Below are 25,685 nucleotides of genomic sequence, written 5' to 3'. Positions count from 1 at the left end.
TTTACAACGCAGGTGACAAGGTAACTCACAACAACGATACATACACAGCTAAATGGTGGACCAAAGGCGAAGAGCCAGGTGTTGCAGCTGTTTGGGCAAAGTAAGTTTTCAAAATGAGTAACAAGGCAGCTTAGGCTGCCTTTTTTATTGCCTTCATTTGCTGCAAGCGAAGTTTTAGTAACTATTTGTTTTTTGTTTGCTTTTATAAATTTTATTTGTACTAATAAAACAAGTCTCGTTTCTTTATTTAATGTTAAATTAAAGAATCTGTGACGTTTCACCTCTTTGCTTTGTCTTTATAGATAGCACTCATAAATAAAAAGAAAAATGACTGGATTCAATACGCAACTACAAATGGAAGTGATTAAGCAAGCGCAAGTGGGTGATCAATTTGCTATGGAGCAAATTTACCGTACTTACTGTAATGCAACATACACCTTGGCATTTCGCATTTGTTACAACCGCATTAGCGCTGAAGATATTACGCAAGAAGCCTTTATTAAAGTGTTTAAAAACATTGCTAATTATGCGTTTGATGGCAATTTTGCCGGTTGGATAAGAAAAATTGTCGTAAATGAGGCGATTAACTTTAATAAATCAAAATTTAATCAAGTAATGGATCTTGAAGAAGACTTAGATTCAGGTTTTGAAAACAGTATTTTTAATTGTGAGTGGGTAATTAATACGAACGAAATTGAGTACTACCTCAGTTTGTTAAGTGAACTTGCAAGAACAGTGTTGATACTGCATCAAGTGGAAGGGTATACCCACAATGAAATAGCAGAAATGTTGGGTAAAACGGAGAGCTTTTCGAAAATGACCTTATTAAGAGCATTTCGCACTATTCATAATGAAATTAAATCACAGGAGAGACATTATGCACTTAAATGATCTCGCATTATTAGCACCCAGCAAAGCGCAATTTGCTCATTTACAGCAATGTGATGAGTGCCAATCCCGCTTAGATAACTTACAAAAAGTGAATGCACAGTTGAATGCTTTACCTGAGCTTGCACCGTCTGAATTAAGTTGGCAAAGAATACAGAAAACGTTAAGACAAAATGAAGTAATTCAAGGCGCTAACCCCCCAATATTTTTAAATTGGAAGATAGGCGCTCGCGTTGCAGCATGCCTAGGTTTTGTGGTGTTAGCAGGTTATCAATATGTACTTCATAGTTCGCTGAGTAAAACTCAATTGGAATTAGAAAACGTTATTGCCCAAAACGAACAATTATATTTGCAGCTCGAAAATATGCGTTCAAGTGAAAATGCATACGATATTCAGCTAGCAAAAATTGATTACCTAATTAACCAACTCGATAACAAATTGCAGCAGGCATATCTCGAAAATCAAAGTGAGCAGCAAATTCTCCAGTTATGGCAATCAAGACAAGCATTGCTAAAAGAAATTGAACAGTTTTCTGTAAATAATCAGATATAAGGAAGGCTTAAAAATGAAAAAGTACGGATATTTATTATTAAGTATTGCGGCAATTGCATGGCAACAAAATGCGTTTGCAAGTGCAAATACTTATTCGCTTACTGAACAATCCGAACAACTGTTAACTCAGCTTGAAAATGATATTTCTGCGACGTTCTTGTCTTTAGCAAAAAGTGTTAAATCTGATGCATTAGACAATGCCAATTATAGTTTCACAATTCCTGCCAAACGTTACGCAGATTTAGGGGTTGAACTTGATTTTATGAGTGAGCCAACAGGCTTTAAAGTGCTTAAGGTAATTGAAGGCAGTATAGCAGCAGAGCAAGCGTTGCAGGTTGGCGACATTATTACGCATATCAATCGTGTTTCAATTCAGCGCCTTAAAAAAGAGTGGGACTTTACGTCACTTTGGAATATTCAGCCAAAAAACCGGAAACGCTCTTCAGAGATATTTACCCATTCAAGGCAATTCGACGATATCAATACACTTTGGGATATCACACCTGAAAAATCGCTTTCTTTAACATTATTAAGCAATGGCGAAGAGCGTAAGGTGTCTGTGGTGTTACCAGCAATCTCCGTACCCAGTGTCACAATTAGTGTTGGCGATGAAATATCTGAGAATCAATCACACACTGAAAGTGCTGGGTGTAGTGCTGTTGTGCTAGACATTACAAAAATGCCCAAAGGTTTAGGCACGTTACAGGCATTAGACTTTGCCAAAATAAATGGTACGCCTGTCCGAAGTTTAGGAATCAATAAAAATATTCGAAGACGTACTTTCAATAGTGCTGAGCAGCAACAGATTGCTTTTCGCCTTAATAATGATCTGTGGAATGGTCATGAAGAGGATATTCCGATGACCATGAAGCTTGAGCCTAATACACGTTATTTTATTGTGGGCAAATTAGCGCTCCAAAGCAGCCATTTACGAACACGAGATACTTGGTTTCCACTCGTGTGGAAAACTGAGCCGATGGATTGTAATTAGCCAATAGTGAACGGATTAAGTGAGGATAAATATGAAGTTATTTACTAAAAAGGTTTTTTTATTAGCGCTGTTAGCATGTTCAAGTCAATTTGTGGCGGCAGAGTCCAATCATTTTGTGGCTTCACAACTAGTTACTAAACAACTGAAAGAAGAAGTGATAGATACGTTAATTGCAGTTCAATTAATTGAAGCACATAACAGTGGTGTGTCATCTTTAGGTTTAACCCGTACTATACCAGCAAAAAGCTATGCCGATTTAGGTATGCTAGTAAAACCCAGTAAAAAAGTAGCTGGTTTTGAAGTCGTGTCAATTTCTAAACTGGGTATGGGGGCTAGCCTTGGTTTGAAACGAGGCGATGTTATAACAAGCGTTAATGGTGTTGCAGTTGCAAGTGCTGAAAAACCTAATGCTTTATGGCAAGTTGAAGTAGGCGAGCCGATCAATCTAGAGTATTTATCCAATGGCTCTTTGAAAATGGCGAGTACGACAGTACCTGGGGTTAAGTTACCGCAAATTAAAATTCAGGTTGGTGGTTAGAATTAGTTATTTCACTATAAAAAGGCAGCTTAGGCTGCCTTTTTATATTTTATGGAGAATTAATTCAATAATTTTAAAATTAACATGGGCATGACCTACAAGATTAATATTTAGCGACTATTATTGATATAAGGAACTGAATATATTCGATATTTAAATGGGAAAAACCATCAGGTTAATAATCTACTGGCTGACTTTTACATTATTTGCGTCTGTTGCAAATAGTGCCTTTTCTAGTGGCCAAACTTCCTCACTGATTAACGAGTATTCTGTTAAAAAATTAACTGCAGAAGATGGTTTTGTTTCCTCTGAAATTTATTCCATTATTCAAGACTCACAAGGCTTTTTGTGGTTTGGCACTGCTGAAAACGGGGTGATGCGATTTGATGGTCGAAAAGTCGTGCTATTTGAATTTGATAAAATGAGTGAGAACGGTTTATCACACAACGATGCCGGTAATTTAATGCTCGATCAGCAAGGCAATATTTGGATTGGCACATGGGGTGGGGGCGCAAATTTATATAATCCCAAAACGGGTCGTTTTGAAAACTTTATCCATAGCGATTCAGAAACCAACTCAATTTCATCAAATCGTATTCAGTCGCTACTGCATGATCAAACAGGTACGGTTTGGCTTGGTACCTACGATAAAGGGCTTAATAAGTACTTAGGGAATAACCAGTTTGAATCCATCACGAAAACTGACGGCGGCGATACAAGTTTATCGCACAATCGCATTTGGGATATTGCGGACGCAGACGATACGCACTTGTGGCTAGCAACAAGTTATGGTTTGAACCGATTTAATAAAAATACCAAAACGTTTTCGCATTTTTATCCAGATCCAGCTAATAAAACTCCGACAGATGCTAACGAAATAAGAAGTATTTTAATCTCTAAGAAAAACACCTTCTATGTAGCAACACAACAAGGCCCGTTTATGTTTGAGGCGAATACAGGGGTATTTACACCAATATTAAGCGCTGAAAAACAACCACTTGGCCAAGTTAATTCGATGATTGAAGACCGCGATGGTTATATTTGGTTCGTTACAGCGTCTGGTATTTATCGATATGATAATAGTATCGAGTCGTTAGAGAAGCTCAATTTAGGCTACAGCAATGGCTTTCGCATTATTTTTGAAGATTCGTATGGTGTGATTTGGATTACTAACGAAGTGCATGGCATTTTTAAGTTAACGCCACAACGTAAGTTTAAATCCATTAATAGTCCTAAACTGGCTTCGCCTAATGGGCTTTTAGTCGATGAGAATGGCGATATCGTGATTGCTTCCTCTTCTTCTGCGTTATTTAAATGGCATGTTCGTGCCCAAATGTTAGAAAACCTTTTCGAACCGATCTTTACAAAAGAAAACGGCCTTATAAATAGTGGTGCAGTTGAAAAGCCTATTTTGTTAAAACAAGACCGCGAAATACTATGGTTAGCGCAAGATCAGGGGCTTGCTAAAATTAATCTTGAGAACAAACAGGTTGAAATTATTCAGTACCCTAAAACAGCAGCAAATTATCAGGAATTTCGTGAATTACGTTCGCTTGCTTTTGACAAACTAGGAAACCTTTGGATTGGCACCTACAAAAATGGCGTTTACCTTTACAACACAAAGACAAAAACATTTGAGCATTTAAATCATCAACATGGATTATCTCACCCAGAAGTTTTAAAGCTTTTTTACGATAACGCACACAATATGTGGGTAGGAACGGGGGCAGGTATAAGTCTATGGCTTCCAAAACAGCAACGTTTTCGTGTGTTTAAAATGGAGGGCTCTGACGAATCTAGTTTACTTGGCAGCATCGTACAAGATATTTACCAAGCAAAAAACGGCGATATTTGGATAGCCACACAAAAAGGGTTAAATCGCTACCTACCTCAAAGCCAAAAATTTCAGCGATTTAGCGAATTAAATGGATTGCCTACATCACTTATCAGAGCGGTTGTTGATGATGAAAATGGCAACTTATGGCTCACTACCAATAAAGGTATCTCAAAACTCAACCCGAACTCGGGTGAGGTGATTAATTACGACGGGCGAGAAGGCATTTTAGGCTCAAACTACTATGCCAATAGTTTAGTTGTTGGGGCAAACGATACCTTATTTACCAGTAGTCAACGTGGGGTTGAATATTTCAGTACAGATTTTGGAGACAAAAAAACCAAATCACCGAATGTGGTGCTTACAGGCTTCAGTAAAATGGGTGAGCGTCAAAAGCTCGCAACACCTTATTCGTATGTCACCGATATCGACTTATCCTACCAAGATTATTTTGTCTCATTTGAATTCTCTGTGCTTGACTTTAGTGCACCAAATAAAAGCCAATATGCCTATAAATTAGAAGGGTACGATGATAATTGGATTGAACTTGGCAACAATAATTCAGCAGCATTCACTAATTTAGATGGTGGTGATTATACGTTACGTGTTAGAGCTTCTAACAGCTCAGGTAAATGGCATGAAAATGAGCTATCAATTAACCTCCATGTATCGCCATCGCCTTTTAAGAGCTGGTGGGCTTATGTTATTTATTCCATCATCATTTTAAGTTTAATTTTCTTTGTTATTTATTTGCGAACACGCTTACAACAAAATGAAATAGCGAGACAAAAACAGTTCGTAATCACACTGGAAGAACAAGTAGCTGAAAAAACAGCATCACTTGCGCAACAAGCCAATGAACTAAAAGAAGCGTTACAAAAAGCAGAAGCCGCCACTAAGTTAAAATCAGAATTTTTAGCGAATATGAGTCATGAAATTCGTACACCTATGAACGGTGTGCTTGGCATGCTGCAATTACTAAAAGAAAGCGAGCTGACAACTGAACAAACGCATCGTCTTAATATTGCCTGTTCTAGCGCCAAGTCTCTATTGACCTTGATTAACGATATTCTTGATTTTTCTAAAATAGAAGCAGACAGACTTGAACTTGAGTACATTGATTTTGATATACGGGATTTAATCGAAAAACTTGCTGAATCAGTAGCTTTAGATGCACAGCAGAAAAATGTTGATCTCATCCTGGATATCAGTGCGATAAAGATTAGTCACGTTAACTCAGATCCAGGAAGGATCCGGCAAATACTGACTAACATATTAAGTAATGCAGTTAAATTCACCGAGTCAGGTCAAATTATTATTCGTGCTGAATTGCGTGATAGTTCGCAAAATGGTTTCCTTTTGTTTAAGTGTGAAATTAGTGATACAGGCATCGGGATCTCAACTGACAAACTGTTATCGTTATTTGAGGCGTTTAGTCAAGGAGATGCATCAACGACACGAAAGTATGGTGGTACCGGTCTTGGTCTAAGCATAACTCGCAAGCTATGTAAGTTACTTCATGGTGATGTGACAGTGACCAGTCAATTAGGTAAAGGAAGTTGTTTTAAAATACGTTGTTTGGTGAAACAAACGATGCAGCCACCCTCATTAGTAAATTTGCCTCGTTATTGTGATCTAGCCGTTTTAGTTGCAAGCGTTAGTCATGAATGCTGTAAAGTGATTGAACGACAGTTGATTTCACTTTCAGCTCAAGTCGAAGTGTGTAATTGCTTGGAAATATTGGTCAATAAATTTTCAACTTCACCCAGCAGGTTTGATATTTTATTAGTGGATCAAGTCTTATTTGATAAGCTGAGCAAAGAAGACCGAAGAAGCATTAAAAAGGCAAAATCCAAAATTATTTTAATGGTGCCGTTTAATGAAACAATAGCGCAACAGGATTATCAACTGATAGGGATAGATTCTCATATATTTAAACCGGTTACCTCAACGCGTTTAATAGCTGCCATTTCAAATTTAATGCAACTCACACAGAATGAAAATGACCAATTGCCACCATTGCAAACTGGCGATAAGACAAAGCCAACAGAGCAGTTCTTTAATGGGACTCATGTTTTGCTTGTTGAGGATAACCCTGTAAATCAAATCGTCGCATTAAGTTTGCTGAAAAACTTGGGTTTAACGGCCGATGTTGCATCTAATGGTTTTGATGCATTAGAAGCCCTCAATATCGAAAATGCTGCAGATAAGTTTGCAGTCATTTTTATGGATTGCCAAATGCCTGAAATGGATGGTTATGCAACCGCAACAAAAATAAAAGCGGGTAAGGCTGGAAGTGCAGCCGCTACTATTCCCATTATTGCTATGACAGCTAATGCTATGCGAGGTGATCAAGAAAAATGCTTAGCTGCGGGCATGGATGATTATATGACGAAGCCAATTGATAAACAGGTACTTTTAAGTAAATTAGCAAGTTGGGTAAAGTAGTGTGGCAAACATTAAATAGTTAAAGCATTGTTTACATCCTGTCGCACCATTACCTGTTTTTTAAAATTACGAAATTGGAGTTGATAGCTTGCTGAGCTAGTGCTAAGCAGCTTTCACACTATGTACTAGACTTGAAAATGGGATATGGTGCAACAAGAGTTTGTAAATGACCGACATAAAGGATCTAAATTTAAAGAGTTTGCTTGAGCATGCGCACATTGGTGTTGTTATACACCGATGGGATACATCAATTGCTTATGCTAACCCTACAGCTCTTAGATTGTTACGATTAACTTACGACCAAATTGTTGGCAAGGATGCCTTTGATCCGCAATGGAACTTTATCGATGATGCAGGTAAAAAAATGCTTGTTGAGGACTACCCAGTAAATAAGGTTAAGCGCACAAAAGAGCGATTAGAGAACGAAGTAATAGGTGTCATTGATAGCTCAAACGACGGTATTAGTTGGTTTATGCTAAATGCATACTATGAAGGTGAACCGGGACAAGATAATACTTTTATTGTTGTAACATTTAACGATATCTCTGACTCTAAAAAGCTATTTTCATTTCAGGATATTGTCGAAAATACTCAAGACATTGTAATCGTGACAGAAGCAAATGATATCGATTACCCAACAGGCCCCAAAATAATCTATGTCAATCGTGCTTTTGAAAAGTTAACAGGATATAAGCAAGAAAGTATTTTAGGAGAAACACCGAGACTGTTACAGGGAGCTTTAACAGATCAAGAATCAAAGTCGCGAATTTATTCTGCATTAAAACGCTATGAGCCAATTAGTGAAACTTTACTTAATTATGATGTCAATGGTAGACCATATTGGATAGAAATGAATATCATTCCTCTGAAAAATAAATATGACGAAGTGACACACTTTGCTGCTATTGAACGTGATATTTCAGAACAAAAGTTTCATTTAGAGCAGCTTGAAAAGAGGAATCAAGATTTAAAAGCGCTTAAACGAGATTTGGAGAAGCTTGTTGGAGAAAGAACGATTGAATTACAAAAAGCCAAAGCTAAGTTAGAAACAATAGCATTTTTTGACCCATTAACGAATATTCCCAATCGCAGATATTTTATCGATCATACAAAACGATTAGTGAAATCATGCAATCGAAGGAAAATTCATATCGCTTTTGGTTTATTGGACATAGACGACTTTAAGCAGTTAAATGATAATTTTGGTCATGATGTCGGCGATAAAGTTCTTAAAAAATTAGCTTACTTTTTGTCACACTTTTTTAGAGCTGATGATGCCTTATGCCGTTACGGTGGAGAAGAGTTTGCGTTTACAGTTGCTGTTGAAAATAAGTCAGATATTGAAAAACTTTCTCAGCGTCTTATTAATGGTATTAGAGAGCTTAAAATTGAACTTGGATCAGAAGAGTTCATCTCCATCACTGTCAGTGTAGGAATTAAATTATGCGAACCAATGCAGGAAGTCGATTTTGAAAAGGAAATTAAACAATCTGACATTGCACTTTACCAGTCAAAACATGAAGGTAAAGACCAAGTGACAATTGTGGGTATCAATTGCTGAGAAAAGCTGAAATAGTCTAAATCTTACTGTATAATTCCGGCCCTTAAATTTCGTGTTTACTGACTAGGGGCTTTATGACAGTCGAACAATTTGATCCAAACAAAACCACGACACTAGAAACGGCTAAAAAAACCATTGCGGCACAAGAGAATACGCAGTCGCAATCTGCCGATAAAGGCTCTAAGGTCGGTTTCGTATCTTTGGGCTGTCCTAAGAACTTAGTTGATTCTGAGCGTATTCTTACTCAGCTTCGTACCGAAGGTTATGAAGTGGTCAATAGCTACCATGATTCAGACGTAGTGATTGTAAATACGTGTGGCTTTATCGACAGCGCGGTACAAGAATCACTTGATACCATTGGTGAAGCGTTAAAAGAAAACGGCAAAGTAATCGTAACGGGCTGTTTAGGCGCGCGCGAAGATGAAATTCGTGAAGTACATCCAAACGTTCTAGGTATTACAGGCCCGCATTCATATGAAAATGTGATGGAGCATGTACATGAGTACACATCAAAACCAAAAGCGAACCCGTTCACCAGTTTAATTCCTGATCAAGGTGTTAAGTTAACACCGAAGCACTACGCTTATTTAAAAATATCGGAAGGTTGTAATCACCGCTGTACTTTCTGCATCATCCCATCAATGCGTGGTGATTTAGATTCGCGCCCAATTGGTGATGTATTATCAGAAGCTGAGCGTTTAAAACAAGCTGGCGTAAAAGAGCTATTAGTAATCAGTCAAGATACCAGTGCTTACGGTGTTGATGTGAAACACAAAACGGGCTTTTGGAACGGCATGCCTGTGAAAAGCGATATGCTTAATTTGTGTCAGGCACTTAACAAACTAGGTATTTGGGTGCGTTTACATTACGTTTATCCGTACCCGCATGTGGATAATGTGATCCCACTAATGGCAGAAGGTAAGTTATTGCCTTACCTAGATATTCCATTTCAACATGCAAGCCCTAAAGTGCTTAAACTAATGAAGCGTCCAGGTCAGGCTGAGCGCACCTTAGATCGCATTAAAAAATGGCGTGAGCTGTGCCCAGAGCTTGTCATCCGCTCAACCTTTATTGTTGGTTTCCCAGGTGAAACAGAAGAAGATTTCCAAATTCTGTTAGATTGGCTTGAAGAAGCGCAACTTGACCGTGTTGGCTGTTTTAAATACTCACCTGTTGAAGGTGCAAAAGCCAATGAAATTGAAGGCCAAGTACCTGAAGATGTTAAGCAGGATCGTTTTGAGCGCTTTATGATCAAGCAGCAAGCAATCAGTAAAGCGCGCCTTGCAAAACGTGTTGGTCAAACCATGCAAGTACTTATCGATGAAGTTGACGAAGAGGGTGCGATTGGCCGAACTTACGCAGATGCACCTGAAATTGATGGCTTAGTTTACTTAAATGAAGAATTTAATGTAAAACCAGGTGATATTGTGAATGTTGAAATTAAGCATTCAGATGAATATGACCTTTGGGGCGAAGTGGTTCGCTAACTAGCAGGTAAAACTAAGATATAAAAAAGGCCGCAATTGCGGCCTTTTGTTTGTCTTCAGAGAGTGATCAAATTATGGCTTGTACTTAGCATCAACAGTTACGCCTGAGAATGCGCTGTAAGCATATGCACCAATATGCCATTTGCCAGCACCAGGGTTAGTGATAGTACATGTTTCAGTATTACCATTATTCCAAGAACGACAGTCATAAGCTGATGTCGTAGGTTGGCTACCATTACGAATGTAAAGATCCGCATCGCCAGTGCCGCCAGCAAGTGTTACTGTAAAACTAGACATGCCTGCAGGTACATCGATCGTGTAACGAGCCCATGCACCACGGCTAGCAGAAACATTTTCTACAGAACCACCGCCACCCGTTGAACCACCAGTAGATGAGGATGTAATATCACCGGTAAGTGATGCACCTGAGAAAGCGCTGTAGGCATTTAGCATTACGTGATACGTGCCTGCTGTTGGATTATCAATTGAACAGGTCTCGCCATTGCCTGAATTCCAAGAACGACAGTCATAGCTTGAGGTAGTTGGCTTGCTACCAGAACGTACATAAAGATCCGCGTCACCCGAGCCGCCAGCTAAGGTGAAGGTTACTTTAGTTGCACCCGATGGTACTTCCATTGTAAAGAATGACTGTGCACCTTTCGCTCCAGAAAGACCTGTTTTGGCAACTTTATCTTGTAGAACATTATCACCTGTCGGCGGTGTTGTTGTGCCACCTGATGCTGAGTTTACAGCGGCTAGGGCATCAACAATACCCGTACCACAGTTTGTACACGTTGCTGGGAATGAACGCGTCGTTGATTTTAAGATTTGCTCAATTTCATCAGGTGTTGCTGTTGGTTTAGCTTGCTTAATTAGCGCAGCAACGCCAGCAACATGCGGCGCAGCCATTGATGTACCTTGCGAATAGGCATAGCTGTCGCTAGCTGGACCTTTCGAACCCGAGTTGTAAGTAGACAACACACCTTCTGGGTCGTTAGCAAAAGTTTGTGCACCACCTGGCGCTGCAACATCGATGTTTGCACCATAGTTAGAATAGTATGCACGGCCACCGTTACGACCAACAGATGCTACGTTTACAACGCCTGAACAGTTACCTGGGTTGTAATTTGCAGAGTTGTCATTGTCGTTACCTGCGGCAATGACTACCACCGCGCCATTTGAACGCGCAGTATTAATGGCTGCCTGAGTTGTTGCACTACATGCACCTGAACCACCTAAGCTCATGTTAATTACTGATGCAGGGTTCGCATTTGTTGTAGTACCTGACACTGAACCGCCAGATGCCCAAATGATACCGTCAGCAATATCTGAAGTTAAACCACCACATTTACCAAGTACACGAACTGGCACCACTTTAGCGCCGTAAGCAACACCAACAACACCTTCGCCATTGTTAGCAACCGCAGCAACCGTACCTGCTACGTGAGTACCGTGCCAGCTTGAATTTTGATCAGCACTTGGTACCGGTTGACCTGAACTGTCTGTACCACATTCACCTCTAGTTGTTGCATCACCAGGGTCGCGTGCATCGCTGTCACGACCGCCACCATCGTTTGCCACAAATGTGTTAGAGATCATATCGTAACCAGGTAGCAGGTTAGCGCTCAAATCAGCATGTGGGCGGTAGCCTGTATCGAGTACTGCAACTGTTACACCAGCACCTGTTGCTTTATCCCAAGCTGCAGGTAGGTTTAAACCGCCCGCAGATTCGAAATAGTGCCATTGGTTTGAATATTGTGGATCGCTTGGTGTTGCAAATGGCTTTAACATTTGGTCGATTTCGATGTATTCAATATCACCTGAGGCAAGCATTTCTTCCATGTATTGCTGTGTTTCTTCTGCAGATAATTTGCCATCTACTTTTACTACGTGAAGACCTTCAAGTGCCATTGGGCGTACATAGCGAGATTGCTTGTTTAGTTTTGTTTTGAAGTTAGCAACAAATGATTGTGCAGAATCGCGTGGCACGAATGCGTGCTGTTCGGCCTGATGGTCAAACTCAGCTATCGCTGATCCTTGGTTTTTATACTTAATGATGAACTGTGTTGATAATTGCGTTTGTCCAACTAGTTTTGCTTTTACTTCGGCAAGTTGTGTTGGCTCTGCCAGTGTATTTGCATTAGCGCTTATCGCAAGTGGTATTAGCGTTGCTAATACACTTCTCTTTAGTAATTTATTATTATTCATGGTTTCCCCTAGAATTTTTATCATTGTTGTATTCTGTACCCCAAACGGGATCTATTGTTAACTTAATGTGAAATGTAAATAAATAAATTATTAAAAACGAATAACTTAATAGCAAAAAGTTATAAGTAAGAGGAACACTTGCTTAGCACTGGCTTTTGTAGTGTAAATGGATGTTAATGGCTATATTTCAATGGTTTATGGTTTTTGTAACAGGACATTTGTCTGGTTTTAGCATAATTAATACAAAACAATGAGGTGAAATTAAGGTAAGTTGAAAGTTTATTTTTGCCTTAATCGCAATAATAGCTCTTTATTACGAAAATAGTTGTAGTTATAGTGGGTGGTAGCCAAACCAGGCTGGTTTTATATCTTGGCTTTTGCCTGAGTAGGTTAATTGAATAAAATAACCGTCTACCAAATCAATGGGCAGTAGGTCGTCAACTTCCATTAATCGGTCTTTGTGAGTTTTTTGCAGTTGTGTAGGTGCACGACTGAGCGCGATTTGTTTTGCTTGCTCTGGCGAATTGGCAACAATTAATTCAAAGCTATGCTGCTCCATAATATGCTCAGGATAATAAGCGCCTAAGTTGACAAAGTATAACCTCTGCTTTGACTCTGACTGTTGCTGCGTTAAGGTAATATCAAAGCCATCAACATGCTTGATTTCACAATAACTATCCATGTGAACATTGGCTTTATCACCGCACCACTGCTGCTTAAGCGTTGTAAATGTGTGCTCAATACTTTCGCCAATAACAAAGCGAATATCATGCATTTCAATATTACAGCCTGTGACTTTACCGCCCAAACACACCATAAATAACCGATTCATAATTTTCACTCACATTGCAGTTTTATTTTTGTTATACCAATTACATTAATTAGCTGATTATTTATTGCGACAGAGAAATGGCTCAGAAACAAGGCTTATAATTCGACATGTAGTTGTTCTACTTTAGAATTTTAAAACGCTGTTTATGGGTCATTTAACTCGCTAGAATGCTCAAATGATTAATAAAATTGGTATTAGTCTCGCATAAAAGTTACGCGTTTTATTAAACCGTTTTCAATTTGGTAGGTGGCAATCACCACAACATCGTTATCTATGTTTTCTGGATTATTTGATGCGCTGCAAGCACGCTCTTTATCTACTAAAAAATTGCCATTTACAATACGGCTTAGGGAAGTGGCATTTAAATAAACCAGCGACGCAAATTTAGCGCCATAGCGTTTAATTAGTTCGTCTTTTCCTTGGTATTGTAATCCGCCAGGAAACGCATGAATTTCAACATCATCATGGTAAGTCGCAGCAAATGCATCAATATCGCGGTTGTTATAAGCATCTAGTTGTTTATCAACAATTGCGATTGTTTGTTTTTCTTGTTCCGTAAGCGTCATTTTCTATTCTGTATTAGCCCAAAGAAGGGGATTGTAGTAAAGTTTTACCTTTCAAAATATGATTTTGCGATGAATTTGCACCTGTCATCCAATATCAATTATTAGTGAGCCGAAATGAATCAAACACAATTGCAACAAGCCCTTAAACACCATTTTAATTTTGATGAATTTCGTGAAGGGCAAGGGCAAACCATTGCGCAGTTACTGAATGGTCATTCAAGCTTGGCTGTTTTCCCTACTGGCTCAGGTAAGTCATTGTGTTATCAGCTCACAGCGCTTCTATTACCGCATTTAACCTTAGTGGTGTCGCCGCTCCTTGCGTTGATGAAAGATCAGGTGGACTTTCTAAATAGCAAAGGCATCAAAGCAGCTAGTTTAGATTCAAGCCTTGATAAAGACAGCTACTTCGATGTGGTTAACCGCGTAAGGCAAGGTGAGATTAAGATTTTAATGGTCTCGGTAGAGCGTTTTAAAAACGAGCGCTTTCGACAGTTTATTAACTCGGTTGCTATTTCAATGCTGGTGGTTGATGAGGCCCATTGTATTTCTGAATGGGGCCATAACTTTAGGCCTGATTATTTAAAATTACCTCAGTACCGCGAAGACTTGAAGATTCCTTTGGTATTGCTACTCACCGCAACAGCAACCAAAAAAGTGAAACTTGATATGGCTAACAAGTTCGCCATCAACGAGACACATATTGTGCAAACAGGCTTTTACAGGCAAAACTTAGATTTATCGGTTATTCCTGCGCTTGTAGGGCAAAAAGAGTCGCAATTAATTGAGCTAGTACGCTCGCAAAATGGCTGTGGCATTGTGTATGTGACGCTGCAACAAACGGCTGAAAGAGTTGCGGAAAAATTAAGGCAAGCTGGCGTGAATGCGGTGGCCTATCATGCAGGGCTTGGCAGTGATGTACGCCAGCAATTACAAAACCAGTTTATGCAAAGCAATAACCAAGTAGTCGTTGCGACGATTGCCTTCGGTATGGGTATAGATAAAAGTGATATTCGCTTTGTGGTGCATTACGATTTACCTAAATCAATCGAAAACTATTCACAAGAAATAGGCCGAGCAGGGCGCGATGGGTTGCCATCCAACTGTTTTGTTTTGGGTAATTTAGATGATGTCACTACGCTTGAAAACTTTGTTTATGGCGACACACCAGAGCAAGCGAGTTTAGAGCGATTTTTTGCAGATATTCGTGAAAATACCGAGGATAACCAGTGGCAGTGCCAAATTTATGCATTGTCGCAATTTACCAATATTCGCCAACTCACTTTAAAAACCCTGTTAGTGCAGTGCGAGTTACTTGGAGTATTGGTGCCAAAATACAGTTACTTTGCCGAGTATCGTTATTATTTTAAGTTAGATCGTGCTGCAATTTTGACTAAGTTTAATAGCGAACGCCAAACCTTTTTAAATCAGCTTTTTGATGCGACCGATTTTAAGAAAAAGTGGGGCAGTATTGATGTAAACGAATTTGCGTTGCAATCGGAGCTTGAGCGTTCGCGGGTGTTATCGGCACTTGAGTATTTACATGAGCAAGGTGATATCGAGCTTGAAAGCAAACAGCTTATCGATGTTTATCAAGTTGATGCATCGCAGCTTGAAAACTCTGAGTTGGTATCGCAGTTAGCCACGTATTTTTTAAACAATGAAAAAAGTGAAGTGGCGCGTATTAATACCATGCTGCGCTATTTTCAGTTAGACACCTGTTTAAGCTACAATTTAGCACGCTATTTCGATGACCAAGGTGCGCCACAGCAGTGTGGTCATTGCAGTGTGTGCCGTGGGCAATTTGCTAAGTTGAATTACATTGATACGCAAAAACAGGTAGTTGAAAGCCAAATTAACGATTATTTAGCACCGTTAGATATTGCACTTAATGGGCAAGGATTTGCACTAAGCGATACCCTTGCAGCGCGGTTTTTAACAGGCCTAACACAGCCTGTATTCACTAAAGTAAAGGCGTCGAAAATGGCAGGGTATGCGGTGTACGATAGCGTGCCATTTGAAACCGTTAAAAATGCAGTAGCCCGAAATCGCTAAGCGATTTTTTCGATGTATTCAAGCGCGGTCATTTGGTGATAAGTGACATCGTTATGCATTACATGGGTTGGATTTGGGTCAACAATCTCAATAGGAATTTGATTTTGGCGAGCAATTTCGAGCGCCATTTGGGTAATGTTGACGCTAAATGATGTACCCATAAACACCATTTTATCAGCCTGAAACATGCGCTCTTGTGCCTCACTGATTTGGTAAAGCTCGGTATAAAACTCATCAAACAGTAAAACATAAGGTTTTAATGACACATTAAGCTCAGGCCCGTGTTTTGAAATTTTAAAAATATCGAGTAACGACGCTTTAAGATTTTGCTCGTCTACTTCATGCCATGGCGCTATAAAACGCTCAACCACAGGCCCTTGTTCATGAAAGGAAGTTACTTCATCAATACGGCCATGAATTGAAATGTAATTTTGATTACCCGCTTTGCCATCAAGGCCATCAATGTTTTGGGTGATCAGATTTTTATCGGCAAGCCAAAAGTGCGTGCCATTGGGACCATGGTTTCGGTAGGTCACAAAACGTTTGTAATACCAAGCTAAAAACTCGGCAGGATTGTGTTGATACATGGCGCGGGTGGCCATTTCTTGTGGTGTGTAATTATTACTGCCGATAGTCCAGTAGCCATCTTCACCGCGAAATGTTGGAATACCACTGGCGCTACTTACGCCAGCGCCAGTGATGTATAAAGTTTTACTCATAGCCTAAAGCACTTCTTTTTTTGGTTTTAAGTAGTTTATCGCCAAATTGAAATAAGCCAAGGCTGATTAGAATAATCGCTGCACCTACCACTAACGACACTGACAACGATTCATTATTTAGTAATGTACCAAGCGCAATAGCAAACCCCGGAGTTATTAACGTGATAAGCGCAACCGTGCTGGCATCTAACTTTTGCAGTACGTGAAAATACGCCAAAAAGCCAAGCAATGAACCAAAAACGCCAAGGTAAATAATCGAGCCAATAGCACGCTCACTCCATAAACTCGGATTAAAACTGCCATCAACTAATAACCAAGTGATAAAAAAGAGTGGTGTTACAAGTACCAATGCACCAAAGGTGGTTGCCATTGGGTGAATTGCCAATTTTACGGTTTTAACCATTACGCCACTTAAACTAAAACAGCATACCGCAGCAAGCACGCACAAAAGGCCAACATTAAATACCGATTTACCAAACAGTTGATCTTTACATACCAGTGCTAAACCAAATACCGACATCACTAGTGCGATTACTTTTATTTTGCTGAACTTGGCTTCATTTAAAATACGCTGCGCCAGTAACCCAGATAAAATAGGCGCAAGGCCAAATACCAGTGAAATAACGCCTGAAGGCACTGATTGCGCAGCGAAATAACTCAGCATCATACCGCCATAAATCCCCAGTGCAGAATAAGCGTATAATTTTATCGCTCTGCCATGCCAAGGTAGACGGATATTCGCAATTGCCATCACAAATGCGCCAAGCACAAGCGCGATTAACATGCGTAAAAATACCGACATGGTTGGTGGAATAGAGTCGCTGCTCCAGACAATGCCAAGCGGTGTGGTTGACCAAATTAGCACGACAAAAAAATACGATACCTTTACAGGCATAATAACGTTCCTAAGTTTGGCAGATAAAAGAAGTGAGGGGGAGAGACTAACCGCTTTTACCTGCGGTTAATACATTTAACCGCGTTAAGTACGACGAAGTAGGGCATTGACCATATTGGTCTGCCATGTGTTCCATACTTGTAGCGAGTTAATTGAGTTCATTGGTTAAAATAAATTTTATTTAAAGAAACCATAGAGTCGTTTGGAATGGGTATTAAGTCAAGCAGAAAAAAGAGGAATTAAATTACCCTTAACGATTTAAATGTAAGTAAAGATTTCTGGAGCGTGTTGACCTTTGCGGCCTAAACACTGTTCAAGTCCAAAGCATTTTTACTGCGGCTTCGCTTTGTAGGCCCAGTGGGCTAAGTTAAGGAAACGACAACAAATAACAAAGCGCTTTGGGTTGAACCTATTAGACGCGCTTGTTTGGCATTTTAATGGAAGTGGATATTACATAAATTAATTTGTTCTTTTGCTGGCGCTTTGCTGAATACTACTTTGTTTTCGCCAAGTAGGTTATCAATGTCACGTGGTGTTTGCGGACCAAAGCCTTCACATGTGTCTGCAACTGCAGCTGTGCTAAAACCAAGTGCTAATGCTGGAAGAAGTGCTTTTTTAATGATATTTAGTTTCCCTGAAAAGTGTAGAAGCACGCAAAATCACCCAAACGCACGACATCTAATGTTTTATATGCTGCTGCGTAATATTGGTGTCTTTACGTATTGTCTTTTCATGGGGGCGCGAGTGTACCTCGGCTGAAATGGCTTTTTGTGAATTTAATGATTTTTTTAATTGTTTTTTATTTAACATTATCGCAACAATAAAAGCTTGATAAGAGGTTGCTTATTGCCTTATAGGGGCTTATAATCCTCTGCATATTTTTGGTCGCGCTCAGCGCGTCTCACAAGTAAATGTGGCTAATCAGAGATAGTTTGAATTACAAACTTTCTTTACTAATGTCACTGTCGAAGGTAAACGACATTAAACTTTACTTGATTGGCGCGGGATGGAGCAGCCTGGTAGCTCGTCGGGCTCATAACCCGAAGGTCGTCGGTTCAAATCCGGCTCCCGCAACCAACACCCTGTTACTTTAGTAACTTGCGCGCATTACTTAATGCGCGTTTTGCGTTTAGGCAAAGTGTATTTGCCTAATGTGGTTTTCGACCCGCACCAAGCTTGGCCGACGGCCACACAGATTAGTTTTTGATGTGACGCCCCGCTTGGTTCGGGGCGTTGTTGTATCTGAAACGCTAGAAGTTGGGGCATAAGCCCTTTTTTTGTTTGTATGGAGAGATGTTGTGACTAAACTCGAACAAGATTTAATAGCGATGTTTGAGCCTACCATTGAGGATATGGGCTTTGAATTATTGGGCTTAGAGTTAGCGCAAGCGGGCCGCAATTCGACGCTGCGCGTGTATATCGATCATGAAAACGGCGTTAATGTAGATAACTGTGCCGATGTCAGCAGACAAATTAGCGCTATCTTAGACGTTGAAGATCCGATAACGAATGAATATAACTTGGAAGTTTCTTCTCCGGGCATTGACAGACCATTATTTAAACCAGAACACTTTGTTAAAGCTACAGGTGAGGAAGTACGTTTACGTACCAAGCTTCCACAAGACGGTCGCCGTAATTTTAAAGGTGACTTAACTCAGGTTAATGGCGATATGATTACGCTTAACATCGATGGTGCTGATTTTATGATCATGCTATCGAATGTTGAAAAAGCGAACATCATCGCTAAGTTTTAATCGTGCGAAAGGAATAGGGCAAGCGAGGCAAGAAGATGGCAAAAGAAATACTTTTGGTGGCAGAAGCTGTTTCGAATGAAAAAGCAGTACCACGAGATAAAATTTTTGAAGCACTAGAGTTCGCACTAGCGACAGCGACAAAGAAAAAGCACGAAGGTGATATTGATGTACGTGTAAGTATTAACCAGAAAACTGGTGAGTACGACACTTTCCGTCGTTGGATGGTAGTAGAACCTCAAGAAGACGGTAGTTTAGAGCACCCATTCCGTGAAATTACACTAGAAGCTGCGCAGATTGATGAACCAGAAATCCAGCTTGGTGATTTTGTTGAAGAACAAATTGAGTCAGTTAAATTTGACCGTATTACAACGCAAACTGCGAAGCAAGTAATCGTACAAAAGGTACGTGAAGCTGAGCGCGCACTTGTTGTAGAAGCATACAAAGATCAAGAAGGTGAGATGATCACAGGTGTTGTTAAAAAAGCAACACGTGATGCAATCGTACTTGATTTAGGTAATAACGCAGAAGCGGTTATTTACCGTGATGATATGCTACCACGCGAAAATCACCGCCCAGGTGACCGTGTACGTGGTTTATTATATTCAGTTAAGCCTGAAGCACGTGGTGCACAATTATTTGTGACACGTTCTAAGCCTGACATGCTTATTGAGCTTTTCCGCATCGAAGTACCAGAAATTGGTGAAGAGATGATTGAAATCAAATCAGCTGCGCGTGATCCTGGTTCGCGTGCAAAGATTGCGGTTAAGTCAAATGACAAGCGTATTGATCCAGTAGGTGCGTGTGTGGGTATGCGTGGTGCACGTGTACAAGCCGTATCAACTGAGCTATCAAACGAACGTATTGATATCGTGCTTTACGATGATAACCCAGCGCAATATGTAATTAACGCAATGGCACCTGCAGAAGTAGCGTCAATTGTTGTTGATGAAGATTCGCGTTCAATGGATATCGCAGTAGAAGCCGATAACCTAGCGCAAGCGATTGGTCGTAATGGTCAAAATGTACGTTTAGCAAGCCAACTAACTGGTTGGGAATTAAACGTGATGACTGTTGAAGATATGCAGAAGAAAAATGAAGAAGAGTCAGACAAGCTGATCTCATTATTCACTGAAGGTCTGGATATTGATGAAGACTTCGCTCAGTTCTTAATTCAAGAAGGTTTCTCTTCACTTGAAGAGGTTGCCTACGTACCTGTTGCTGAATTCCTTGAGATTCAAGGTCTAGATGAAGCGACAGTGGAAGAACTACGCGAACGTGCTAAAGCGGCATTAACTACGCAAGCACTTAAAACAGAAGAGTCTTTAGAAGGTGCAGAACCTGCAGAAGACTTACTAGGCCTAGAGGGCTTAGATCGTCACCTCGCATTTGTAATGGCGAGCAAAGGTGTAGTTACCCTTGAAGATCTTGCAGAGCAAGGTGTGGACGAACTTGTAGACATTACTGAACTAAGCGAAGAACAAGCGGGTGAGCTAATTATGGCTGCACGTAACATTTGCTGGTTTGGCGACGAATAATTATTGACGGAGGTAAAGTAAATAATGGCAGAAGTAAGTATTGATAAACTCGCCAGCGACATAGGTACAACTGTTGATAAGCTAGTACAACAGTTTAAAGACGCTGGAATTGAGAAATCTCCGTCAGATCAAGTTACTGAAGATGAAAAGAATCAGTTATTAGATCATTTAAGTCGTGCACATGGTGGCGAAGGCACAAGCGCGCCAACGCGCATGACGCTACAACGTAAAAGCAAAAGCACATTAAGCGTGCCAAGCGGTTCGGGTAAAGCGAAATCTGTACAAGTTGAAGTACGTAAAAAGCGCACTTACGTGAAGAAGAGTGCACTTGAAGAGCAAGCAGCAGAGCAAGCAGCAGAGCAAGCACGTATTGAAGCTGAGCAAAAAACACAGCAAGAAGCAGAGTTAAAAGCAAAGCAAGAAGCTGAACTTAAAGCGAAGCAAGAAGCTGAGCAAAAAGCAAAAGAAGAGGCTAAGCAAAAAGCAGCTACTGAAGCAAAAGCAAAACCAGCTGAAGCGCCAGCACCAAAACTAACTGCTGAAGAAAAAGCGGAAGAAGAACGTCTTAAGCGTGAAGCAGAAGAAGTAGCGAAGCGCAAAGTGGAAGAAGAAGCTAAGCGAGCTGAAGAAGAAGCTAAGCGTCTTGCTGAAGAAAACGAAGCGCGTTGGAAAGCGGAAGAAGAAGAGCGTAAGCGTCGCGAAGAGACTGCTGATTACCACAGCACATCTTCACAAGCTGCACGTTTAGCTGAAGACGAATCTGACATGAAAGAAGAGCAGTCAGCTCGTCGCGCAGGTAAGAAGAAGAAAAAAGGCAAAGAAGAAGAAGTAGTTGTTCGCGGTAAAGGTAAGGCTGCTAAAAAAGGCAAGCTTAAAGCACCTCAGTCACTGCAACACGGTTTCCAAAAGCCTACTCAAGAAGTAACACGTGACGTTCGTATCAGCGAAACAATCACGGTTTCTGAACTTGCTTCACGTATGGCAGTTAAAGGTACTGAAGTTATCAAGACCATGATGAAAATGGGCGAAATGGTAACAATTAACCAAGTACTTGACCAAGAAACAGCATCATTAGTTGCTGAAGAAATGGGTCACAAAGTGGTACTTGTTAAAGAAAACGAGCTGGAAGAGAAAGTACTTTCAGACCGTGGTGCAGAAGGTGAGCAAGCGCCACGTGCACCAGTTGTTACTGTTATGGGTCACGTTGACCATGGTAAAACATCAACACTTGATTACATCCGTTCTAAGAACGTAGCAAGTGGTGAAGCAGGTGGTATTACACAGCACATTGGTGCATACCACGTAGAAACTGATAACGGTATGATCACGTTCCTCGATACTCCTGGACACGCAGCATTTACGTCAATGCGTGCTCGTGGTGCGAAAGCAACAGATATCGTAGTACTTGTGGTTGCAGCAGACGATGGTGTAATGCCACAAACAATCGAAGCGGTACAGCACGCAAAAGCGGCTGAAGTACCACTGATTGTTGCAGTGAACAAGATTGATAAAGAAGGTGCGGATCCAGATCGCGTTAAAAACGAACTTTCACAGCACGATGTAATCCCAGAAGATTGGGGTGGCGATGTACAGTTTGTGCACATCTCTGCAAAGGTAGGTACAGGTGTTGATGAGTTATTAGAAGCAATTCTAATGCAAGCTGAACTACTAGAACTAACAGCTGTTCATGATGGTATGGCATCAGGTGTTGTAATTGAATCTCGTCTTGATAAAGGTCGTGGTCCAGTTGCATCTGTACTTGTTCAATCAGGTACGCTTAAACAAGGCGATATCGTTCTTTGTGGTTTAGAGTACGGCCGTGTTCGTGCAATGAAAGACGAAGATGGTAAAGACATCAAAGAAGCGGGTCCGTCAATCCCTGTTGAGATTTTAGGTCTATCAGGTGTACCTGCTGCTGGTGACGAAGCAACAGTAGTTAAAGACGAGCGTAAAGCACGTGAAGTTGCACTTTACCGTCAAGGTAAATTCCGCGATGTTAAACTTGCACGTCAACAGAAAGCGAAGCTTGAGAACATGTTCTCTAACATGACCGAAGGTGATGTGTCTGAAGTGAACGTGGTACTTAAAGCTGACGTACAAGGTTCAGTAGAAGCTATCTCTGATGCACTTGTTAAGCTTTCAACTGATGAAGTTAAAGTGAAGATTGTAGGTACAGGTGTAGGTGGTATCACTGAAACTGATGCAACACTAGCTGCAGCGTCAAACGCAATTGTTGTTGGCTTTAACGTACGTGCGGATGTTTCTGCTCGTAAAGTAATCGATAGCGAAAACCTAGATTTACGTTACTACAGCGTAATTTACGATCTAATCGATGAAGTTAAGCAAGCAATGTCAGGTATGCTTGCACCAGAATTCAAGCAAGAGATCATTGGTCTTGCTGAGGTACGTGACGTGTTTAAGTCACCTAAGATTGGTGCAATCGCTGGTTGTATGGTTACTGAAGGTCTTGTTAAGCGCAATAACCCAATTCGTGTTCTACGTGATAACGTTGTTATCTACGAAGGTGAACTTGAATCACTACGCCGCTTTAAAGATGACGTTCAAGAAGTTCGTAACGGTATGGAATGTGGTATCGGTGTTAAGAACTACAACGACGTAAAAGTTGGTGACCAGATCGAAGTATTTGAAATTGTTGAAGTTCAGCGTTCTCTGTAATTCACGTTTCAATAATTAGATAATTCATTGGGGGCTTTATGCCCCCTTTATGCTATTTTTCTCAAATAGTATGTCTGAGGATTAAGAAAAGTTTATGAGAGAATTTTCTCGTACCGATAGAGTGGGTCAACAGATCCAAAAAGAAGTGGCACTAATTTTACAACGTGAAATTAAAGATCCACGTTTAGGCATGATCACCGTAAGTGCGGTTGAAGTATCACGTGATTTATCTTATGCCAAAGTGTTTGTCACAACACTAAGTGATCATGACGAAGAAAAATCAAAACTGATTATGAAAATTTTAGGTGAAGCACAGGGCTTTGTTCGCTCTCTGCTTGGTAAACGCATTCGCGCGCGTATCGTACCTGAAATTAAGTTTGTAATGGATACCTCACTATTGGAAGGTATGCGCATTTCAAATCTCGTGGATAAAGTGATCCGTGACGATAATGAAAAGCGTGGCGATGCAGCTCCAGAGGACAAAGAAGACTAATGGGGCGCAGACAAAAAGGCCGTGCAATTGACGGCATTTTACTGTTAAACAAGCCTACGGGTATTTCATCAAGCAAAGCGCTGCAAATTGCCAAAGGCATTTATTTTGCACAAAAAGCGGGTCATACCGGTGCGCTTGATCCTCTGGCAACTGGTATGTTGCCAATTTGCTTTGGTGAAGCGACTAAGTTTTCGCAGTTCCTGCTAGATACAGATAAAACGTATGTGGTACGTGCCAAATTAGGCGTGCGTACAGACACCTCTGACTCAGATGGTGACGTTGTTGAAACTAAGCCAGTAAATATCACTGAGCAGCAGTTAATTGATGCGGTAAAGTCATTCGAAGGTGAATCAGACCAATACCCATCAATGTATTCGGCACTTAAGTTCGAAGGTAAACCACTGTATTACTATGCGCGTCAAGGTATTGAAGTACCGCGTAAATGTCGCAAAATTAATGTGTTTAGTTTAACCTTAGACGAAGTTGATTTTGACAATAACGAAATTCAAATGACCGCGCATGTTAGCAAAGGCACGTATATCCGAACGATTGTAGACGATTTAGGTGAAAAACTAGGCTGTGGCGCGCATGTGATTATGCTGCATCGCAGTGCCGTTGGTCATTATCCTGCCGAGCAAATGATGACGCTTGATGAATTGCAAGCGGTTCTTGATGACGCAAAAGCAAACGACATCACGCCAAGCGAAAAGCTTGATCCATTATTATTACCAATGGATACAGCGTTACATGGCATGACCGAAGTATTGGTAACGGATGGCCAAGCGAAAGCATTTAGCCACGGGCAGGCGGCAACCATGCCAAACTTACCGGATGGTGAGTTTAAGGTGATGCGAAAAAGCGACAATCGCTTTATTGGAATTGGTGAGCGTAATAGTGATGGGCAGCTTAAATCTAAGCGTGGCCTGTCGAATACGCAGCCAGTCGAAAGCAAATAAAGTTATTGTAGTAATTTAAAATGCTGGTAGAATACGCCAGCTTATTTGCTTTGGCTGAATTAGTGATCGGCTAAAGTAATTTAATTAACTCACTAAATTTTGGAGTCTAAAATGCTAAGCATTCAACAAAAAGCTGAAATCGTAGCTAAATTCGCACGTTCTGAAGGCGACACAGGTTCACCAGAAGTACAAGTTGCTCTTTTAACTTTCGACATCAACAAGCTTCAAGGTCACTTCGCAGATCACAAGCATGATTTCCACTCACGTCGTGGTCTTCTTCGCAAAGTAAGTCAGCGTCGTAACCTACTTGACTACTTAAAGCGTAAAGACGTTGAGCGTTACACTGCGCTAATCAAAGAGCTTGGCCTACGTCGCTAATCAATTTGATTCTAAGAAAGGAGCCTCGGCTCCTTTTTTTGTGCCTGAAATTTATTGTTTTACAGTTAAGTGGCTTACTTAATGAATCTTAGCCGTAACGCACTTATAAATTGATAAAAGCCAAGCCTATTAAGTCAGGGTGTGATTTTAACGCTACTTAACACCCTAAAGCGTAAAGACGCTCCGCGTTACACTGCGCTAATCAAAGAGCTTGGCCTACGTCGCTAATCAATTTGATTCTAAGAAAGGAGCCTCGGCTCCTTTTTTTGTTCTTGAAATTTATTGTTTTACAGTTAAGTGGCTTACTTAATGAATATTATT

General features: G+C 40.5%; 20 protein-coding genes, 1 tRNA gene and 1 pseudogene. 16 read left to right on the top strand and 6 right to left on the bottom strand.

Annotated elements, in window-relative coordinates; all coding sequences use genetic code 11:
- The 8 genes from ABYD77_RS08950 to rimO all read left to right on the top strand — a co-directional run.
- Nucleotides 1–104 (top strand): carbohydrate-binding protein (locus ABYD77_RS08950; protein WP_372769050.1); only part of this gene is annotated, 104 nt, incomplete at its 5' end.
- A gap of 250 nt (nucleotides 105–354) precedes the next feature.
- Nucleotides 355–891 carry an RNA polymerase sigma factor gene (locus ABYD77_RS08945; protein ID WP_372769048.1) on the top strand — a complete coding sequence of 179 codons (537 nt, stop codon included), beginning with the start codon at nucleotides 355–357 and terminating at the stop codon, nucleotides 889–891.
- Nucleotides 878–1,441, top strand: a complete 564-nt coding sequence (locus tag ABYD77_RS08940; RefSeq protein ID WP_372769046.1) for an anti-sigma factor — start codon at nucleotides 878–880, stop codon at nucleotides 1,439–1,441. Before ABYD77_RS08945 ends, ABYD77_RS08940 begins: the two co-directional genes overlap by 14 nt.
- Nucleotides 1,442–1,454: 13 nt before the next feature.
- The gene (locus tag ABYD77_RS08935) at nucleotides 1,455–2,432 is read left to right on the top strand and encodes a PDZ domain-containing protein (RefSeq protein ID WP_372769044.1); all 978 of its coding nucleotides are present in this window, start codon (nucleotides 1,455–1,457) and stop codon (nucleotides 2,430–2,432) included.
- A gap of 31 nt (nucleotides 2,433–2,463) precedes the next feature.
- Complete coding sequence (locus ABYD77_RS08930) at nucleotides 2,464–2,970, top strand: PDZ domain-containing protein (protein ID WP_372769042.1); 507 nt, start codon at nucleotides 2,464–2,466, stop codon at nucleotides 2,968–2,970.
- Nucleotides 2,971–3,127: 157 nt separating this feature from the next.
- Nucleotides 3,128–7,252: a two-component regulator propeller domain-containing protein gene (locus ABYD77_RS08925; RefSeq protein WP_372769040.1), complete on the top strand. Its 4,125-nt coding sequence runs from the start codon at nucleotides 3,128–3,130 to the stop codon at nucleotides 7,250–7,252.
- Between the two features lie 166 nt (nucleotides 7,253–7,418).
- Nucleotides 7,419–8,813, top strand: coding sequence for a diguanylate cyclase (locus tag ABYD77_RS08920; RefSeq protein ID WP_372769038.1), 1,395 nt, complete (start codon nucleotides 7,419–7,421; stop codon nucleotides 8,811–8,813).
- A 74-nt stretch (nucleotides 8,814–8,887) separates the two neighbouring features.
- Nucleotides 8,888–10,300: a 30S ribosomal protein S12 methylthiotransferase RimO gene (gene rimO, locus ABYD77_RS08915; RefSeq protein ID WP_372769036.1), complete on the top strand. Its 1,413-nt coding sequence runs from the start codon at nucleotides 8,888–8,890 to the stop codon at nucleotides 10,298–10,300.
- 72 nt (nucleotides 10,301–10,372) lie between these two features.
- On the opposite strand, the gene ABYD77_RS08910 is transcribed toward rimO, so the two are convergent.
- From ABYD77_RS08910 to ABYD77_RS08900, 3 genes are all read right to left on the bottom strand, one after another.
- On the bottom strand, nucleotides 10,373–12,508 hold the full coding sequence (locus tag ABYD77_RS08910; protein WP_372769034.1) for a S8 family peptidase: 2,136 nt from the start codon (nucleotides 12,506–12,508) through the stop codon (nucleotides 10,373–10,375).
- A 331-nt stretch (nucleotides 12,509–12,839) separates the two neighbouring features.
- A complete protein-coding gene (locus ABYD77_RS08905; RefSeq protein ID WP_372769032.1) occupies nucleotides 12,840–13,340 on the bottom strand; it encodes a DUF1543 domain-containing protein in 501 nt (166 codons plus the stop codon).
- A 194-nt stretch (nucleotides 13,341–13,534) separates the two neighbouring features.
- The gene (locus ABYD77_RS08900; RefSeq protein ID WP_372769030.1) at nucleotides 13,535–13,906 is read right to left on the bottom strand and encodes a nuclear transport factor 2 family protein; all 372 of its coding nucleotides are present in this window, start codon (nucleotides 13,904–13,906) and stop codon (nucleotides 13,535–13,537) included.
- Between the two features lie 114 nt (nucleotides 13,907–14,020).
- Between ABYD77_RS08900 and ABYD77_RS08895 the strand changes: the two genes are divergently transcribed.
- The gene (locus ABYD77_RS08895; RefSeq protein ID WP_372769028.1) at nucleotides 14,021–15,958 is read left to right on the top strand and encodes an ATP-dependent DNA helicase RecQ; all 1,938 of its coding nucleotides are present in this window, start codon (nucleotides 14,021–14,023) and stop codon (nucleotides 15,956–15,958) included.
- On the opposite strand, the gene ABYD77_RS08890 is transcribed toward ABYD77_RS08895, so the two are convergent.
- The 3 genes and pseudogenes from ABYD77_RS08890 to ABYD77_RS08880 form a co-directional block, all read right to left on the bottom strand.
- The gene (locus tag ABYD77_RS08890) at nucleotides 15,955–16,677 is read right to left on the bottom strand and encodes an NAD-dependent deacetylase (protein WP_372769026.1); all 723 of its coding nucleotides are present in this window, start codon (nucleotides 16,675–16,677) and stop codon (nucleotides 15,955–15,957) included. The two genes, ABYD77_RS08895 and ABYD77_RS08890, sit on opposite strands and share 4 nt — an antisense overlap.
- Nucleotides 16,670–17,572, bottom strand: a complete 903-nt coding sequence (locus ABYD77_RS08885) for a DMT family transporter (RefSeq protein ID WP_372769024.1) — start codon at nucleotides 17,570–17,572, stop codon at nucleotides 16,670–16,672. The genes ABYD77_RS08890 and ABYD77_RS08885 overlap by 8 nt, the downstream gene beginning before the upstream one ends.
- A 437-nt stretch (nucleotides 17,573–18,009) precedes the next feature.
- Nucleotides 18,010–18,195, bottom strand: a pseudogene (locus tag ABYD77_RS08880) (cadmium carbonic anhydrase); the annotation flags it as partial.
- A 377-nt stretch (nucleotides 18,196–18,572) separates the two neighbouring features.
- Between ABYD77_RS08880 and ABYD77_RS08875 the strand changes: the two are divergent.
- The 7 genes from ABYD77_RS08875 to rpsO all read left to right on the top strand — a co-directional run bounded on the left by ABYD77_RS08875 (nucleotide 18,573) and on the right by rpsO (nucleotide 25,364).
- Nucleotides 18,573–18,649, top strand: a tRNA-Met gene (locus tag ABYD77_RS08875).
- 221 nt (nucleotides 18,650–18,870) lie between these two features.
- On the top strand, nucleotides 18,871–19,326 hold the full coding sequence (rimP, locus tag ABYD77_RS08870) for a ribosome maturation factor RimP (protein ID WP_038643347.1): 456 nt from the start codon (nucleotides 18,871–18,873) through the stop codon (nucleotides 19,324–19,326).
- Nucleotides 19,327–19,361: 35 nt separating this feature from the next.
- On the top strand, nucleotides 19,362–20,861 hold the full coding sequence (nusA, locus tag ABYD77_RS08865) for a transcription termination factor NusA (protein ID WP_372769022.1): 1,500 nt from the start codon (nucleotides 19,362–19,364) through the stop codon (nucleotides 20,859–20,861).
- A gap of 24 nt (nucleotides 20,862–20,885) precedes the next feature.
- A complete protein-coding gene (infB, locus tag ABYD77_RS08860) occupies nucleotides 20,886–23,537 on the top strand; it encodes a translation initiation factor IF-2 (RefSeq protein ID WP_372769020.1) in 2,652 nt (883 codons plus the stop codon).
- Nucleotides 23,538–23,631: 94 nt separating this feature from the next.
- Nucleotides 23,632–24,030 (top strand): 30S ribosome-binding factor RbfA, encoded by a 399-nt coding sequence (gene rbfA, locus ABYD77_RS08855; protein ID WP_372769018.1) that lies wholly within the window; start codon nucleotides 23,632–23,634, stop codon nucleotides 24,028–24,030.
- Nucleotides 24,030–24,986 carry a tRNA pseudouridine(55) synthase TruB gene (gene truB, locus ABYD77_RS08850; RefSeq protein ID WP_372769016.1) on the top strand — a complete coding sequence of 319 codons (957 nt, stop codon included), beginning with the start codon at nucleotides 24,030–24,032 and terminating at the stop codon, nucleotides 24,984–24,986. The genes rbfA and truB overlap by 1 nt, the downstream gene beginning before the upstream one ends.
- A gap of 111 nt (nucleotides 24,987–25,097) precedes the next feature.
- Nucleotides 25,098–25,364 (top strand): 30S ribosomal protein S15, encoded by a 267-nt coding sequence (rpsO, locus tag ABYD77_RS08845; RefSeq protein ID WP_372769014.1) that lies wholly within the window; start codon nucleotides 25,098–25,100, stop codon nucleotides 25,362–25,364.
- Nucleotides 25,365–25,685: the final 321 nt, after the last annotated feature.

The sequence above is a fragment of the Pseudoalteromonas sp. genome, from assembly GCF_041629635.1.
Classification (GTDB): domain Bacteria; phylum Pseudomonadota; class Gammaproteobacteria; order Enterobacterales; family Alteromonadaceae; genus Pseudoalteromonas.
This window is presented reverse-complemented; position numbering and strand designations above follow the sequence as displayed.

Bases quoted from the DNA above. Each gene is read 5' to 3' on its own strand.
- ABYD77_RS08945 (WP_372769048.1), top strand. From the start codon at position 355: ATGGAAGTGATTAAGCAAGCGCAAGTGGGTGATCAATTTGCTATGGAG.
- ABYD77_RS08940 (WP_372769046.1), top strand. From the start codon at position 878: ATGCACTTAAATGATCTCGCATTATTAGCACCCAGCAAAGCGCAATTT.
- ABYD77_RS08935 (WP_372769044.1), top strand. From the start codon at position 1,455: ATGAAAAAGTACGGATATTTATTATTAAGTATTGCGGCAATTGCATGG.
- ABYD77_RS08930 (WP_372769042.1), top strand. From the start codon at position 2,464: ATGAAGTTATTTACTAAAAAGGTTTTTTTATTAGCGCTGTTAGCATGT.
- ABYD77_RS08925 (WP_372769040.1), top strand. From the start codon at position 3,128: ATGGGAAAAACCATCAGGTTAATAATCTACTGGCTGACTTTTACATTA.
- ABYD77_RS08920 (WP_372769038.1), top strand. From the start codon at position 7,419: ATGACCGACATAAAGGATCTAAATTTAAAGAGTTTGCTTGAGCATGCG.
- rimO (WP_372769036.1), top strand. From the start codon at position 8,888: ATGACAGTCGAACAATTTGATCCAAACAAAACCACGACACTAGAAACG.
- ABYD77_RS08910 (WP_372769034.1), bottom strand. From the start codon at position 12,508: ATGAATAATAATAAATTACTAAAGAGAAGTGTATTAGCAACGCTAATA.
- ABYD77_RS08905 (WP_372769032.1), bottom strand. From the start codon at position 13,340: ATGAATCGGTTATTTATGGTGTGTTTGGGCGGTAAAGTCACAGGCTGT.
- ABYD77_RS08900 (WP_372769030.1), bottom strand. From the start codon at position 13,906: ATGACGCTTACGGAACAAGAAAAACAAACAATCGCAATTGTTGATAAA.
- ABYD77_RS08895 (WP_372769028.1), top strand. From the start codon at position 14,021: ATGAATCAAACACAATTGCAACAAGCCCTTAAACACCATTTTAATTTT.
- ABYD77_RS08890 (WP_372769026.1), bottom strand. From the start codon at position 16,677: ATGAGTAAAACTTTATACATCACTGGCGCTGGCGTAAGTAGCGCCAGT.
- ABYD77_RS08885 (WP_372769024.1), bottom strand. From the start codon at position 17,572: ATGCCTGTAAAGGTATCGTATTTTTTTGTCGTGCTAATTTGGTCAACC.
- nusA (WP_372769022.1), top strand. From the start codon at position 19,362: ATGGCAAAAGAAATACTTTTGGTGGCAGAAGCTGTTTCGAATGAAAAA.
- infB (WP_372769020.1), top strand. From the start codon at position 20,886: ATGGCAGAAGTAAGTATTGATAAACTCGCCAGCGACATAGGTACAACT.
- rbfA (WP_372769018.1), top strand. From the start codon at position 23,632: ATGAGAGAATTTTCTCGTACCGATAGAGTGGGTCAACAGATCCAAAAA.
- truB (WP_372769016.1), top strand. From the start codon at position 24,030: ATGGGGCGCAGACAAAAAGGCCGTGCAATTGACGGCATTTTACTGTTA.
- rpsO (WP_372769014.1), top strand. From the start codon at position 25,098: ATGCTAAGCATTCAACAAAAAGCTGAAATCGTAGCTAAATTCGCACGT.